This window comes from Paracoccus aurantiacus, from assembly GCF_007993065.1.
GTDB lineage: Bacteria > Pseudomonadota > Alphaproteobacteria > Rhodobacterales > Rhodobacteraceae > Paracoccus > Paracoccus aurantiacus.
The window spans coordinates 26,555-39,180 of record NZ_VOPL01000005.1; the positions used below are offsets into that span (position 1 = coordinate 26,555).

The window sequence follows — 12,626 nt, forward strand, 5'->3', positions numbered from 1 at the left end:
ATGCGCAACACATTGGCGACCCTGTGGGTTGGCGACAGGCTTGGCCCGATCGAGCTGGCATCGGCCGCCAGTTTCTTGCGCATGGGCAATCCGCTGACGGTTTACAGCTATACGCCGATTGCGAACCTGCCGCCGGGCGTCGAAGGCCGCGATGCGAACGAGGTTTATCCGGCGCGGCAGATCGCCACCTATGCGCGCGAAGGCTCGCCCTCGCTGCATTCGAATTTCTTCCGCTTCGCGCTGATGCGGAACACGGATCACACATGGGTCGATCTGGATATGATCGCGTTGCAGCCCTTCGCGTTCGAGGGTGCGCGGATTTACGGCTATGAAAAGCCCGATCAAGTGAATTGCGCCGTGCTGCGGCTGCCGAAGGATTCGCCCGTGCTGGCCGATCTGTCGAAGCTGGGGCCGGGTACGCGCGGGATCGCGCCGCATATCCAGGGCGCGCGGCGGCTGAAATACCAGATCAAGACGTTTGGGCGCGGCGTGCCGATTGAAAACTGGCCTTGGGGGTCAACCGGCCCGCGCGCGCTGACGGCGTTTTTGCGCAAGCATGATGAGCTGCGCTATGCCCTGCCGCTGGAGGTGCTGTATCCGATCCTGACGAAGGATTGCCGCCGTTTTGTGACGCCGGGCGACCTGTCGGATGAAAGCTTCGGGCCGGACACGCGGGCGGTGCATCTGACGGCCAGCAATATCAACAAGATCCTTGCCAAGGAAAACGGCGGCGTGATCCCCGAGGACAGTTTTCTGGGGCACCATGTGGCGCGGGCGCGAGCGGCTGGGTTTTTGTGCGGGGTTGGTTTGAGCCCTTCCAAGACATTGCCCAAGGCAGTATAGCGCTAACATATTTGACTGGCTGTCAAAAATTTCATGTTCAGGGGCATTTTTTAGGAGGGGTCAATGAAGCTCGCAGAGGTTGGAGGCCCCCTCATAGGTTTCGTCGCAATGGGGGTGTTCTGGGGTGCGTGGGGCACCCTCATCCCTGTTGTGAAGACGAATACCGCCGCTTCGGATGCGGAGCTTGGAATGGCACTCCTCTGCGTCGCCCTCGGAGCAATACCCGCGATGATCCTCGGAGGGCGGATGGTCGATCGACTGGGCGTCAGGCTTCTTCTGCCTATCGCGATTCCGGCATTCGGGGCATCTGCCGTGCTGCCGGCGATGGCGCGAGATCCCTTCGCCCTTGGCCTGTGCCTTCTCATCCTCGGATGCTGCTCGGGCTTCATGGATATTGTCATGAATGCTGGCGTGTCCGAGGCGGATTCCCGGACTGGCAAATCGTCGATGCAATTCGCACATGGAAGTTTTGCCGCGATCTATTTTCTGGTTGCCATCGCCTCGGGTCAGGCGAGAGGGTCGGGGTTCGGCGCGTTGCAGGTTCTCTTGGCGATCCTCTTGCTCTGCCTCCTGCTTGCCGTGCTTGCCGGCGTTCTCACGCGGGCCGGTTCGCGATCGGGCAGCGAACCTCGGTCGGGATTCCGGCCCAGCCTGCCCGTGATGGGGCTTGGTGTAATCGCGGGGATCGCCTTCCTGACGGAGAACGGCCTCCAGAATTGGAGCGCACTCTTTTTCGAGAGGCTCTTCGATGCCACGCCTCAGCTGTCGAGCGGCGCTCCTGCAACGGTTGGTCTGGCCGTCGCCATCGGTCGCTTTGGCGGCCAGGCGATGACGCAGCGAGTCGGGGACTGGGGCATAATCCTGCTCGGCGCGGGAGGATCAGCACTAGGCTGTCTTGCCTTCGCTTTTTCGCAACACCCCTGGCTTGCCTACGCCGGCATCTTCCTCGGCGCAGCCGGTGTCTCGGTAATTGCCCCTGCCGCCCTGAATATCGGCGGGCAACGGGCATCGTCGGCAACGCGCGGCGCGACCGTTGCGACGATCAGCGTGATCGCCTACACGGGGTTCTTCGTCGGACCTGCGATGCTCGGCTTCCTGTCCCAAGGGTTCGGCCTCCGGGTCGCCATGGCCTTACTGTGCATTGGCGCAATTCTTATCGCGATCATTGCAAACATCATACGGTCGAAATCACCATAGATCAGAAAGCGGCAGCTTTGTCCGCAAAGCGGCCGCCGCCGAAAGAAATAAGGCCGCGCAATTCCGCGCGGCCTTCCCGCATATCACCCGTGCTTCGGATCTTTCGCAAAGCGCAGATAGGGCAGCTTCTTGTCGAGCTTGCCGTATTTTTCCTCAGCCGCCGCATCGTCCAGTGACAGTGCCACGATCACGTCCTGACCCGGCACCCAGTTGGCGGGGGTGGCCAGTGGCACGCCGTCGGTTTCCTGCACGGCGTCGAGGGCGCGCAGGATCTCGGCGAAGTTGCGGCCGACGGACATGGGATACGTCATGGTCAGGCGGACCTTCTTGTCCGGGCCGATGATGAAGACGGTGCGCACGGTCGCGGAATGCTGGGGCGTGCGGCCTTCCTGCGGCAGGTAATAGTCGGCCGGCAGCATGTCATAGGCCTTGGCGACGGTCAGCGAGGTGTCGTCGATCATCGGGAAGTTCGCGGGCGCACCGCCGAATTTCTCGATATCGGCCTTCCATTTGCCATGATCGTCGACCGAGTCGACCGAAATCCCGAGCACCTTGGTGCCGCGCTTTTCGAAATCCGCGGCAAGCTGGGCCACTGCGCCGAATTCGGTGGTGCAGACCGGGGTGAAGTCGCGTGGGTGCGAGAACAGAACAACGTAGCTGTCGCCAGCCCATTCGTGGAACTTGATCTCGCCCTCGGTCGAATCTGCGGTGAAATCGGGGGCTGTGTCGTTGATACGCAGGCTCATCTGGAGTCCTTTCCGTTGATCTCACAGGCAACATATGGTGCGCGCGCCAAGTTCCAAGCCCTTTTTTCGACAGGATTTCCCGGCGCGTGCAGCTTGCGCCGGTGCGGCGTAAATGCGACCATTCGGTCAATGATTGGAGGACTCAGGCATGAGCGAGCTTCTGGACAAGCGAAAATTCTATATCGACGGCAATTGGGTCGAGCCCAAGGCCAAAAACGATCTGGAGGTGATCGACCCCTCGACCGAGGAGGCGGTGGCGGTGATCTCTCTCGGCGATCAGGCCGATACCGATGCGGCTGTGGCCGCGGCCAAGCGCGCCTTCCCGGCATGGTCGGCGACCCCGCCCGAGGAACGGCTGGCCTATGTCGAAAAGATCCTCGCGATCTATAAGCGCCGCGCTGACGACATGGCATGGGCGATCACCCATGAAATGGGCGCACCGACCGATATGTCGGTCGGCGATCAGGTCGAGGCCGGCAGCTATCACACGCAGAACTTCATCGACGCCTTCCGCGATTTCGAGTTCATTCGCCCGCTGAACGACAAGGCGAACGGCACCATGATCGCGTGGGAACCGATTGGCGTCGTGGGGCTTATCACGCCCTGGAACTGGCCGATGAATCAGGTGACGCTGAAGGTGATCCCGGCCTTGCTGGCAGGTGATACGATGGTGCTGAAGCCGTCCGAGATCGCGCCGCTGTCGTCGATGGTCTTTGCCGAGATCGTGGACGAGGCGGGGCTGCCGCCGGGGGTGTTCAATCTGGTGAACGGCGATGGCAGCGGCGTCGGCACGCAGCTTTCGACCCATCCCGATGTGGAGATGATCAGCTTCACCGGCTCGACCCGCGCGGGGATCGCGATTTCCAAGGCTGCTGCGGACAGTCTGAAGAAGGTGGCGCTGGAACTAGGCGGCAAGGGCGCGAATGTGATATTCGCCGATGCCGACGAAAAGGCGGTGACGCGTGGGGCGCGGCATGTGTTCTATAACTCCGGCCAAAGCTGCAATGCGCCGACCCGCATGCTGGTGCAGCGCGACATCTATGACAAGGCGGTCGAAACCGCGAAAGAGGTTGCCGAGAAGACCGGCGTGGCCAGCGGGCATGATGCCGGGCGTCATATCGGGCCGGTCGTTTCGCGCCAGCAATGGGATAAGATACAGGGCCTGATCCAGAAGGGTATCGACGAGGGCGCGCGCCTTGTGGCGGGAGGTCCGGGTCTGCCCGAGGGGATGAACCGCGGCTATTTCGTGCGGCCCACGGTCTTTGCGGATGTCAATAATGACATGACCATCGCGCGCGAGGAAATCTTCGGCCCTGTCCTGTCGATCATTCCGTTCGACGACGAGGAAGAGGCCATCGCGATTGCGAATGACACCGCTTACGGCCTGACCAACTATGTCCAGACCCAGGACGGCGCGCGGCGCAACCGCATGGCGCGGAAGCTGCGCGCGGGCATGGTCGAAACCAATGGCGAGGGGCGCGCCGCCGGTGCGTTCTTCGGCGGCATCGGCCGGTCGGGTCGCGCCCGCGAAGGAGGCGTCTGGGGGATCGAGGAGTTCATGGATTCCAAGGCGATCAGCGGCTGGGACGGCGAGGCCTGAGTCCGGTCGACTGAGATAAAGCCGCCCGCCTCGGTTCCGGGGCGGGCGGTTTTGTATCTGGCAGGGACAGCGTCACCGCGAAATGGCGACACCGCGTCGGCTGGCGTCAGATGCGCTCGATCGCCAGGGCAATCCCCTGACCGCCGCCGATGCACATGGTGATCAGGGCGCGCTTGCCGTCCGTGCGGTCCAGTTCATACATCGCCTTGACGGTGATGATCGCGCCAGTGGCCCCGACCGGGTGGCCAAGCGCGATTGCGCCGCCATTGGGGTTCACCTTGGCCGGGTCGAGGCCGAGTTCCTTGTTCACCGCAAGGGCCTGTGCGGCAAAAGCCTCGTTCGATTCGATGACGTCGAAGTCTTCCGCTTTCAGCCCGGTCTTCTCCAGCAGCTTCTGGACGGCGGGAACAGGGCCGATGCCCATCACTTCGGGCCGGACGCCTGCGACGGCATAGCCCAGCACGCGGAAGCGCGGGGTCAGGCCAGCGGCTTTGGCGGCGTCCTCGCGCGCAAGAACGATGGCGGCGGCACCGTCATTGATGCCCGATGCGTTGCCTGCGGTGACGCTGCCGTCCTTCTTGAACACGGTTTTCAGACCGGCGAGCTTGTCCAGCGAGGTTTCCTTGGGGTGTTCGTCCGTGTCAAAGGCCACCACGCCCTTGCGGGTTTTCACTTCGACCGGGACGATCTGGTCCTTGAAACGCCCCTCTGCAATCGCTTTGGCGGCACGGTTCTGCGATTCCAGCGCGAATTCGTCCTGCGCCTCGCGGCTGATGTCATGTTCGGCGGATACGTTCTCAGCGGTGACGCCCATATGGCCGGTGCCCATCGGGCAGGTCAGCGCGCCCAGCATCATGTCCAGCATCTGCACATCGCCCATCTTGGCACCGAAACGTGCGGCGGGCGCGATATAGGGCGCGCGCGACATGCTTTCCGCACCGCCCGCGACGGCGAAATCTGCGTCGCCCAGTTGCAGCGACTGCACGGCGGACACGATGGCCTGCGCGCCCGATCCGCACAGGCGGTTCACGTTCATCGCGGGCGTGGTGAAGGGGACGCCTGCATCCAGCATGGCCACGCGGGACAGATAGGCGTCGCGCGGTTCGGTGTTGATGACATGGCCGAAGACCACGGTGCCGATCTGGTCTGGCGCAACGCCCGCGCGTTCGATCGCGGCCTTGGTGACGGTCGCGGCAAGCTGGATCGGCGGAATGGCGGCCAGGCTGCCGCCGAAGGTGCCGATCGCGGTGCGTGCGCCGGCCAGAATGACGATATCGGAATCAGACATGATGTTCCCCCAAATGAAATTCGCGGACAGCTTAGGCCCGGCAGCCGGGCCTGTATAGGATCAACCCTGCGTCGGCTTGATGCGCGGCCCGCTGCCGTCGCGAAAAGCCGCCAATCGCTCGCGCGCGGCGGGCTGGGTATTCACGACCCCGGCGACGAAGGATTCGGCATAGGCGGCATCCAGCGCCGACATGTTCTGCACATGGCTGATCGCCGAGCAGATGGCGAAATTCGTCAGCGGCAGGTTTTCCGCGCAGCGTTTGGCGATTTCATAGGCCTTTGCGTGGCTGTCTTCGGCCAGGTAATTCGCGAGGCCCACGGTCACGGCCTCGTCCCCGCGATACAGGCGGCCGGTCAGCATCATGTCGACCATGCGCGACTTGCCGATCAGGTCGGCCACGCGGATCGTGGCCCCGCCGCCGGTGAACAGCCCGCGCTGACCTTCGGGCAGGCCGAAATAGGCGCTGTCGTCGATGACGCGGATATGCGCCGCCGATGCGAGTTCCAGCCCGCCGCCCACGACCGCGCCCTGCAGTGCGGCGATGATCGGGACGCCGCCATATTCCATCTTGTTGAACGCTTCGTGCCAATGCAGGCAGACATGCATGAAATCTGCCGGAGAGCGGTCGGCGGCGTGATGTTCGACCAGATCCAGCCCGGCGCAGAAATGCGGGCCTTCGCCGCGCAGGATGCAGGCGCGGACGCCATCGCGGGGCAGGGCGGTGAAAATCGCGATCAGCTCGTCAATCGTCGCGGCGTTCAGCGCGTTGCGCTTGTCGGGGCGGTTCAGCGTGACCGTGGCGATGCCCAGATCGTCCAGTTCCAGTTTGCAATGTTCCAGCGACAGCGCCTCGATACGGGACATGGGTCAGCCTTTTTCGATCAGGTGGATGATGATGGGAATGGTTGCGACGCTGGCGGCGGTCGAGATCAGGATCGCCGATGACACGCGCTGCACGGCGATGCCGAAATATTCGGCCAGCATGAAGACATTGCCCGCGACGGGCAGGGCGGCGGCGGCGATCATAACGCCTGCTGCGAAGGGGTTCACGCTGAACAGGATGCAGGCGGCGGCGACGGCTGCGGGATGCAGGACCAGTTTCGCGAAGGACAGCCAGACGGCGATGACGGGCCGGTCGGCGCGGCGTCCGACAAGGCTGGCGCCAATGGCGAACAGCGCGCCGGGGGTGGCGGCTGCCGACAGGATTGTCAGGAATTCAAGCGCCGGGCCGGGTAGCGGCAGGTGCAGCGCCGACCATGCGAGGCCCGCCAGCATCGACACGATCATCGGGTTCGCAACCAGCCCGCGCAGCAAGGTCCACAGCGTCGAAACCCTGAGCCGGCCCTGACGCGAGCCCGTGACGATGACCGTGATAAGCGTCGAAAACACCACGAGGTCGATAATCAGGATCAGCAGGACAGGACCAGCGGCGGCCTCGCCCAGCAGGACGATCAGCATCGGCACGCCAAGGAAGCCTGTGTTGCCGATGACATAGCAATGCGCCTCCATCGCGGCTTCGGCCCAGCCCAGCTTGCGGGCGCGGCCGATCGCCATGCCGATACACCACAGGACCAGAGAGCCGCACAGATAGGCGGCAGCAAAGGCCGGGTCCCAGATTTCGTTGATGTCGAGCGTCGCGGCAAAGCGGAACAGCATCGCCGACAGCGCGAAATAAAAGACGAAGCGGGTCAGCCATGCCGCGCCCTCGGGCGGAAAGATCCGCGTGCGCGCGGCGAACCAGCCCAACCCGATCAGGGCGAAGAAGGGCAGGGTTTTCAGGAAGATCGCCAGCATCGCTTGATCCCGCTTTCAGGTCTGGCCAGGGCCGCGCCGACAAGATCACCGGCAGGGCAGAGTTTCAAGCCTTTGGGTTCAGGACTGCGCCGATATGATCGGTGCCGCGCGCCTGGGCCAGTTCAACCTGCCGCTGGCGTTCGCGGAAGCGGGCGCGGTCGGCGTCGGAATATTCGGGCAGGCAGCGGTGGCAGGACACGCCTTCTTCGAATTCCGGGCGGGTCTTGTCCTGCGCCGACAGCGGGCGGCGGCAGGCGTGACACATGTCATAGCTGCCGCTGCGCAGCCCATGACCTAGGCTGACGCGCTGATCGAAGACGAAGCATTCGCCCTGCCATTTGCTGTCGGCTTCCGGCACATCTTCCAAGTATTTCAGGATGCCGCCCTGCAGGTGGTAAACATCCTCGACCCCTTGCGAGATCAGGTAATTCGTCGATTTTTCGCAGCGGATGCCGCCGGTGCAGAACATGGCGATGCGCTTGTTATGAAAGCGGTGCTTGTTCTGCTGCCACCATGCCGGGAAGTCGCGGAAGGATCTGGTGCCGGGATCGACTGCGCCGTCAAAGGTGCCGATCTCGACCTCGTAATCGTTGCGGGTGTCGATGACGGCGACATCGGGGGCAGAGATCAGGTCGTTCCAGTCCTTCGGCTCGACATAGTGGCCCACGCTGGCAAGCGGGTCCACATCGGGCTGTCCCATGGTGACGATTTCAGGCTTTACACGCACCTTCATCCGGCCAAAGGGCATCTCGGTCGCGGTGCTTTCCTTCCAGACCAGTCCCTGACAGCCGGGCAGGGCGCGGATATGGGCCAGCACGGCGTCGATCCCTTGCCGCGTCCCCGCGATGGTGCCGTTGATGCCTTCACGCGCCAGCAGCAGCGTGCCCTTGACCCCTTGCGAGCAGGCAAGCTTTGCCAGCGGGGCCTTGATGGCATCCGGGTCAGGGAAAGGCGTGAAATGATAAAGCGCGGCGACTGTCAGCATTTGCTGGCCATAGCCGCCGCGCCCCGGTTCGTCAAATCATCCGAAGGTGATGCCAAGGGCAAAGCCGCCCAGCAGATAGATGAACATGGTGATCAGAATGATGCCGACCAGGTTCAGCACGAAGCCGCCCCGCGCCATTTGCCCGATGGTCACGGCCCCGGTGCCGAAGACAATCGCGTTTGGCGGGGTGCCGACCGGCAGCATGAAGGCGCAGGTCGCCGCGAAGGCCGCGGGGATCAGCAGCGCCATGGGATCGACGCCAATACCGACCGCGACCCCGCCAAGGATCGGGATGAAGGTGGCGGCGGTGGCGGTGTTCGATGTCACCTCGGTCAGGAACAGGATCAGCGTTGTGACGGCGGCCACCAGCATCAGCGGCGTCAGGCTGCCAAGCCCCTGCACCTGCTGGCCGAACCATTGGTCAAGCCCGGTCGAGGCCACAGCACCGGCCAGCGACAGCCCGCCGCCGAACAGCAACAGGACGCCCCAGGGCAATCCGTCTTCGGCATCCTTCCAGTTCAGCACCATTTCCGTGCGACCGCGCGCCGGCAGGATGAACAGCGCAATGCCCGCCGCAATCGCGATTGCGGTGTCGTCGAGCATGCCCAGAAAACCCAGATCCGATCCGGTGAGGCTGGTCAGCAGTCCCGGCACCACCCACAGAAAGGCTGCCGCGCCGAACACGATCATGACCATCCGCTCGCCCTGGCTGACCGGGCCGAGATGGGCGATCTCGTCATTGATCATGGCGCGACCGCCCGGCACCTCGTTCAGATTGAAGCGGAACAGCAGATTGGTCATCAGGAACCACGCGATCATGATGAACACGAGCGCCAGCGGAAGACCGATCAGCATCCATTGCAGAAAGCCGATATCGCGGCCCAGCTCGTCAGCGACATAGCCTGCGACGATGGCGTTGGGCGGGCTGCCCAGCAATGTCCCCAATCCGCCGATGGTCGCCGCCCAGGCGATGGACAGGATCAGGCAGATGCCGAACGCCTTGATATTGGGATCGTCCACCACCTCGCTGATGGTGCCGCCTGCGGCAAGCGCCTCGCCGACCTCGGCACCCTGATCGGTGTGGTGGCTGCGTTCGACCACCAGCGTCAGGATGGACAGCCCGATGGGCAGCATCATCAGCGTCGTTGCGGTATTCGACACCCACATCGACAGAAACCCTGTCGCCAGCATCATCCCGAGGATGATGCGTTTCGGCTGCACGCCGACCTTGCGCAGCGTCAGCAGCGCGATGCGGCGGTGCAGGTTCCACTTTTCCATCGCAATGGCGATCAGAAAGCCGCCCAGAAACAGGAACACGATGGAACTTGCATAGGGCGCCGTCGCCTCGCTGACCGTGCGTTCGGTCAGCATCGGGATCAGCACGATGGGCAGAAGAGAGGTGGCAGAAAGCGGGATCGCCTCGGACATCCACCAGATCGCCATCAGCGTGCCGATCGCGGCGACGTTGCGGGCATCGGGCGACAGGTTTTCCGACCCGCCAAGCAGCAGCCAGACAAGCGCCGCTGCGATCAGACCGGCAGCGCGAAGCCCCCAGATCATCGCAGCAGAGCGGCCGCCGCCGTCATCATATTCTTCGTACTCACCCTGTTGCCGGGGTTCATTCGGCAAGTGATCTTCGGTCATTGCGCGTCCCTCCTCATAGGCTTCCCTATCGTCAGGTTGCGTAAATCGCTCGGCAGCCGCAAGCGCAGACTGTCCAAATGGACAGGTCATGCCCGTTTGTGATGCCTGCCGAACAGCGGATCGACGCCGGCGCGTGGCGGCATTGACGCGGGGGACGCAACTGTTACGAAAGGCAAACGGAGGATCAGCCCATGCCCAAGGCCCTGATTGTCATCGACGCGCAGGTCGATTTCTGCCCCGGCGGCCGCCTTGCGGTCGAAGGCGGCGACCAGATCATCGCGCCAATCAACGACCTGATGGCGGATTACGACGCCGTGGTGCTGACGCAGGACTGGCACCCCGAAAACCATTCCAGCTTCGCCGATAACCATGACGGGGCCGAACCGTTCAGCACGGTCGAGATGCCTTACGGCCCGCAGGTTCTGTGGCCGCGCCATTGCGTGATCAACTCGCCCGGTGCGGGTTTCCATCCCGCGCTGGCGGTGGATGTCGCCGATGTCATCATCCGCAAGGGCTACCGCCCTGAAATCGACAGCTATTCCGCCTTTTTCGAGAACGACCACCAGACCCGCACCGGGCTGGAAGGCTATCTGCGCGAGCGCGGTTTGATGAGCCTGGATTTCGTCGGCCTCGCCCATGATTTCTGTGTGGCATGGTCGGCCATCGACGCGGCGAAGCTTGGCTTCAATGTCGGGGTGATCGAGGACGCAACCCGTGCCATCGACCTGAACGGATCGAAAAAAGCCGCGCAGGACAACATGCGCGCCGCAGGAGTGATGCTGAAATGATGATGCCGAATGTCGATATCGCCGCGCGGGTCTACAACCACCGCTGGAAGATTGATCCGATTGTGCGTTCGCTGCTGGATACGGATTTCTACAAGCTGCTGATGTGCCAGTCGGTCTTTCGCAACAAGCCCGACACCAACGTCACCTTCCAGCTTATCAACCGCACCAAATCGGTGCCGCTGGCCGAGATCGTGGACGAGGTCGAACTGCGCGAGCAGCTGGATCAGGTGCGCAATCTGCGGCTGACGCGCGGTGAATCGACCTGGCTGCGCGGCAATACCTTCTATGGCAAGCGCCAGATGTTCCGCCCTGACTTCATGGAGTGGCTGGAGAATGTGCAGCTTCCCGAATACGAGCTGTCGAAGAAAGACGGCCAGTATGAACTGCGCTTCGAAGGCAAATGGCCCGAGGTGATGCTGTGGGAAATTCCCGCGCTCGCCATCATCATGGAGTTGCGATCGCGCGCGGTGACGAAGGATATGGGGCGGTTCGAACTGCAGGTGCTGTACGCCCGTGCGATGACGCGCGTCTGGGAAAAGATCACCGAACTGAACAAGCTGCCCGACCTGAAGATCGCCGATTTCGGAACGCGGAGGCGGCACTCCTATCTGTGGCAGGACTGGTGTGTGCAGGCCATGGGCGAAGGTCTGGGCCATGCCCCGGACGGCAAGTTCATCGGCACCTCGAACTGCCTGATCGCCATGCGCCGCGATCTGGAAGCCATCGGGACCAATGCGCATGAACTGCCGATGGTCTATGCCGCGCTTGCAGATACGGACGAGGAGTTGAAGCAGGCACCTTACCGTGTTCTGGCCGACTGGCACGAAGAACATGACGGCAATCTGCGCATCATTCTGCCCGATACCTACGGCACCAAGGGCTTTCTGGAAGGCGCGCCCGACTGGCTGGCGGGCTGGACTGGTATCCGCGTCGACAGCGGCGATCCGGTGGAAAACACTGAAATCGCGATCAAGTGGTGGAAGGACCGGGGCGAGGACCCGACCCAGAAGCTGGTCATCTTCTCGGACGGGCTGGACGAAAAGAAGATCGAGGAACTTTATAACAAGTTCAATGGCCGGGTGAAGGTCAGCTTTGGCTGGGGAACGCTGCTGACCAACGATTTCCGCGGTCTGGTTGACGGGAATGGGCTCGACCCGCTCAGCCTTGTCTGCAAGGCGGTCGAGGCCGAGGGGCGACCGACCGTCAAACTGTCAGACAACCCGGCAAAGGCAATGGGGCCTGCCGACGAAATCGAGCGCTATAAGCGCGTGTTCGGCGTGGGCGAGCAGGAGCGGGTCGAGGTGTTCGTCTAGCCGCCGACGGGCGCCCATAACGCCTGCGCCTCGGGCGACATGCGCGACAGGACGCGGTCAAAGTCGATCTCTCGCACTTCCTTGCGGATACCCCAGACCAGATCGTCTAGGATTCCGGCAGATGCGAAGTTGTGGTCCTGCCTCAGCGTCAGGATTTCCCTTTCGATTTCCGCGCGGGGCAGCCATGGCTTCAGCGTTGCGGTAATGTCCCAACGCCAGATCAGGATGGATCGCATGACGGCCGGCAGCTCATCCCCGAAGGCCAGAACCTGTTCGGGCGGAACGCGGCTGCGAAAGGCGCGGAATATGCCGTCAGTCGCCGTGTAAATGACATTGTCGCTGTCCAGCAGCGTGCGTTCGCGCATGTTTTTCAGGTAGCGACGCCATTCGTCCGTGGCGTGGCGATAGGTGAAGGGCATGGGCATCGC

12 protein-coding genes are annotated in these 12,626 nt (G+C 63.0%); 5 read left to right on the plus strand and 7 right to left on the minus strand.

Translation table 11 applies throughout. The features are described from left to right. Both FQV27_RS12660 and FQV27_RS12665 read left to right on the plus strand, forming a co-directional pair. Complete coding sequence (locus FQV27_RS12660; RefSeq protein ID WP_147099065.1) at positions 1–843, plus strand: hypothetical protein; 843 nt, start codon at positions 1–3, stop codon at positions 841–843. Between the two features lie 63 nt (positions 844–906). After that, positions 907–2,040, plus strand: coding sequence for an MFS transporter (locus tag FQV27_RS12665; RefSeq protein WP_147099067.1), 1,134 nt, complete (start codon positions 907–909; stop codon positions 2,038–2,040). 83 nt (positions 2,041–2,123) lie between these two features. On the opposite strand, the gene FQV27_RS12670 is transcribed toward FQV27_RS12665, so the two are convergent. After that, on the minus strand, positions 2,124–2,786 hold the full coding sequence (locus FQV27_RS12670; RefSeq protein WP_147099069.1) for a peroxiredoxin: 663 nt from the start codon (positions 2,784–2,786) through the stop codon (positions 2,124–2,126). 148 nt (positions 2,787–2,934) lie between these two features. Between FQV27_RS12670 and FQV27_RS12675 the strand changes: the two genes are divergently transcribed. Next, on the plus strand, positions 2,935–4,386 hold the full coding sequence (locus tag FQV27_RS12675) for an aldehyde dehydrogenase family protein (RefSeq protein ID WP_147099071.1): 1,452 nt from the start codon (positions 2,935–2,937) through the stop codon (positions 4,384–4,386). A gap of 106 nt (positions 4,387–4,492) precedes the next feature. Here the strand turns inward: FQV27_RS12675 and FQV27_RS12680 are convergent, their stop codons facing one another. The 5 genes from FQV27_RS12680 to FQV27_RS12700 form a co-directional block, all read right to left on the minus strand. Continuing rightward, positions 4,493–5,674 carry an acetyl-CoA C-acyltransferase family protein gene (locus tag FQV27_RS12680; RefSeq protein ID WP_147099073.1) on the minus strand — a complete coding sequence of 394 codons (1,182 nt, stop codon included), beginning with the start codon at positions 5,672–5,674 and terminating at the stop codon, positions 4,493–4,495. Positions 5,675–5,734: 60 nt separating this feature from the next. After that, on the minus strand, positions 5,735–6,538 hold the full coding sequence (locus FQV27_RS12685) for a crotonase/enoyl-CoA hydratase family protein (protein ID WP_147099075.1): 804 nt from the start codon (positions 6,536–6,538) through the stop codon (positions 5,735–5,737). Positions 6,539–6,541: 3 nt separating this feature from the next. After that, a complete protein-coding gene (locus tag FQV27_RS12690) occupies positions 6,542–7,468 on the minus strand; it encodes an AEC family transporter (RefSeq protein WP_147099077.1) in 927 nt (308 codons plus the stop codon). A 64-nt stretch (positions 7,469–7,532) separates the two neighbouring features. Beyond that, on the minus strand, positions 7,533–8,453 hold the full coding sequence (gene trhO, locus FQV27_RS12695) for an oxygen-dependent tRNA uridine(34) hydroxylase TrhO (RefSeq protein WP_147099079.1): 921 nt from the start codon (positions 8,451–8,453) through the stop codon (positions 7,533–7,535). 36 nt (positions 8,454–8,489) lie between these two features. Then, positions 8,490–10,097, minus strand: coding sequence for an SLC13 family permease (locus FQV27_RS12700; protein ID WP_222611699.1), 1,608 nt, complete (start codon positions 10,095–10,097; stop codon positions 8,490–8,492). Positions 10,098–10,288: 191 nt separating this feature from the next. On the opposite strand from FQV27_RS12700, the gene pncA reads away from it, so the two are divergent. Then, positions 10,289–10,885: a bifunctional nicotinamidase/pyrazinamidase gene (pncA, locus tag FQV27_RS12705; RefSeq protein ID WP_147099081.1), complete on the plus strand. Its 597-nt coding sequence runs from the start codon at positions 10,289–10,291 to the stop codon at positions 10,883–10,885. Then, on the plus strand, positions 10,882–12,198 hold the full coding sequence (pncB, locus tag FQV27_RS12710) for a nicotinate phosphoribosyltransferase (RefSeq protein WP_147099083.1): 1,317 nt from the start codon (positions 10,882–10,884) through the stop codon (positions 12,196–12,198). Before pncA ends, pncB begins: the two co-directional genes overlap by 4 nt. Here pncB and FQV27_RS12715 read toward each other — a convergent pair. Then, positions 12,195–12,623: a DUF2267 domain-containing protein gene (locus tag FQV27_RS12715; protein WP_147099085.1), complete on the minus strand. Its 429-nt coding sequence runs from the start codon at positions 12,621–12,623 to the stop codon at positions 12,195–12,197. The two genes, pncB and FQV27_RS12715, sit on opposite strands and share 4 nt — an antisense overlap. Positions 12,624–12,626 lie beyond the last annotated feature (3 nt).

Bases quoted from the DNA above. Each gene is read 5' to 3' on its own strand.
- pncA (WP_147099081.1), top strand. From the start codon at position 10,289: ATGCCCAAGGCCCTGATTGTCATCGACGCGCAGGTCGATTTCTGCCCC.
- FQV27_RS12670 (WP_147099069.1), bottom strand. From the start codon at position 2,786: ATGAGCCTGCGTATCAACGACACAGCCCCCGATTTCACCGCAGATTCG.
- trhO (WP_147099079.1), bottom strand. From the start codon at position 8,453: ATGCTGACAGTCGCCGCGCTTTATCATTTCACGCCTTTCCCTGACCCG.
- FQV27_RS12665 (WP_147099067.1), top strand. From the start codon at position 907: ATGAAGCTCGCAGAGGTTGGAGGCCCCCTCATAGGTTTCGTCGCAATG.
- FQV27_RS12700 (WP_222611699.1), bottom strand. From the start codon at position 10,097: ATGACCGAAGATCACTTGCCGAATGAACCCCGGCAACAGGGTGAGTAC.
- FQV27_RS12690 (WP_147099077.1), bottom strand. From the start codon at position 7,468: ATGCTGGCGATCTTCCTGAAAACCCTGCCCTTCTTCGCCCTGATCGGG.
- FQV27_RS12675 (WP_147099071.1), top strand. From the start codon at position 2,935: ATGAGCGAGCTTCTGGACAAGCGAAAATTCTATATCGACGGCAATTGG.
- FQV27_RS12715 (WP_147099085.1), bottom strand. From the start codon at position 12,623: ATGCCCATGCCCTTCACCTATCGCCACGCCACGGACGAATGGCGTCGC.
- pncB (WP_147099083.1), top strand. From the start codon at position 10,882: ATGATGATGCCGAATGTCGATATCGCCGCGCGGGTCTACAACCACCGC.
- FQV27_RS12680 (WP_147099073.1), bottom strand. From the start codon at position 5,674: ATGTCTGATTCCGATATCGTCATTCTGGCCGGCGCACGCACCGCGATC.
- FQV27_RS12660 (WP_147099065.1), top strand. From the start codon at position 1: ATGCGCAACACATTGGCGACCCTGTGGGTTGGCGACAGGCTTGGCCCG.
- FQV27_RS12685 (WP_147099075.1), bottom strand. From the start codon at position 6,538: ATGTCCCGTATCGAGGCGCTGTCGCTGGAACATTGCAAACTGGAACTG.